This is a genomic window from Vibrio sp. 10N.261.52.C11 (assembly GCF_041471405.1).
Lineage (GTDB): Bacteria > Pseudomonadota > Gammaproteobacteria > Enterobacterales > Vibrionaceae > Vibrio > Vibrio crassostreae_C.
This window is the reverse complement of sequence record NZ_JBFROI010000043.1, coordinates 40,113-41,583: the sequence shown is the minus strand read 5'-3', so window position 1 is coordinate 41,583 and position 1,471 is coordinate 40,113. Positions and strand designations below refer to the sequence as shown.

Here is a 1,471-nt window from a genome sequence, read left to right as displayed (position 1 = left end):
GCTGTCTGATGGAAGGTATTTCTCACGAAGCATGTTCTCTAGCAGGTACGCTTGGTCTTGGTAAGCTGGTTGCTTTCTGGGATGACAACGGTATCTCTATCGATGGCGAAGTTGAAGGTTGGTTCTCTGACGATACACCTAAGCGTTTCGAAGCTTACGGCTGGCACGTAATCCCAGCGGTAGATGGTCACGATTCTGACGCTATCAACGCAGCGATTGAAGCGGCTAAAGCAGACCCTCGCCCTACTCTAATCTGTACTAAAACAGTGATTGGCTTTGGTTCTCCAAACAAAGCAGGTACGCACGACTGTCACGGTGCTCCACTAGGCGCTGAAGAAATTGCAGCAACACGTAAAGAATTAGGTTGGGAGCACGGTCCTTTTGAAATTCCGTCGGAAGTTTACTCAGAGTGGGATGCGAAAGAAGCAGGCGCAGCTAAGGAAGCAGCGTGGAACGAGAAACTTGCAGCTTATGAAGCAGCATACCCTGAGCTGGCAGCTGAATTCAAACGCCGCGTAAACGGTGACCTACCAGCTGAGTGGGAAGAGAAAGCATCGGCAATCATCGCTGATCTTCAAGCTAACCCAGCAAACATCGCATCACGTAAAGCATCTCAAAATGCTTTAGAAGCGTTCGGTGCTATGCTACCTGAATTCATGGGCGGCTCGGCTGACCTTGCGCCTTCTAACCTGACTATGTGGTCTGGTTCTAAGTCTCTTGAAGCAAACGACTTCTCTGGTAACTACATCCACTACGGTGTACGTGAATTCGGTATGACGGCTATCATGAACGGTATCGCTCTGCACGGTGGTTTCGTACCATACGGCGCAACGTTCCTAATGTTCATGGAATACGCTCGTAACGCTATGCGTATGGCTGCTCTGATGAAAACTCAGAACATCCAAGTTTACACGCATGACTCTATCGGTCTTGGCGAAGATGGTCCAACTCACCAACCAGTTGAGCAGATCGCTTCTCTACGTCTAACTCCAAACATGAGCACATGGCGTCCATGTGACCAAGTTGAGTCTGCTGTTGCTTGGAAACTAGCAATCGAGCGTAAAGATGGTCCTTCTGCACTTATCTTCTCTCGTCAAAACCTTGCACAACAAGATCGTGACGCTGAGCAAGTAGCAAACATCGCTAAGGGTGGTTACATCCTGAAAGATTGTAAAGGCAAGCCAGAGCTTATCCTTATCGCAACGGGTTCTGAAGTTGAGCTAGCGGTTAACGCTGCTGCTGAGCTAACGGCTGAAGGTAAGAAAGTACGCGTAGTTTCTATGCCTGCTACTGATGCGTTCGACAAACAAGACGCGCAGTACCGTGAGTCTGTACTTCCATCTGACGTAACGGCACGTATCGCTGTAGAAGCTGGCATCGCTGACTTCTGGTACAAGTACGTTGGTTTCGGTGGCAAGATCATCGGTATGACAACGTTCGGCGAATCTGCACCAGCAGGCGAGCTATTCAA

1 protein-coding gene is annotated in these 1,471 nt (G+C 49.3%); it reads left to right on the top strand.

Annotated features, from left to right (window positions below; all coding sequences use genetic code 11):
* Positions 1 to 1,471 (top strand): transketolase (tkt, locus tag AB4323_RS16955; protein ID WP_372152957.1); only part of this gene is annotated, 1,471 nt, incomplete at both ends.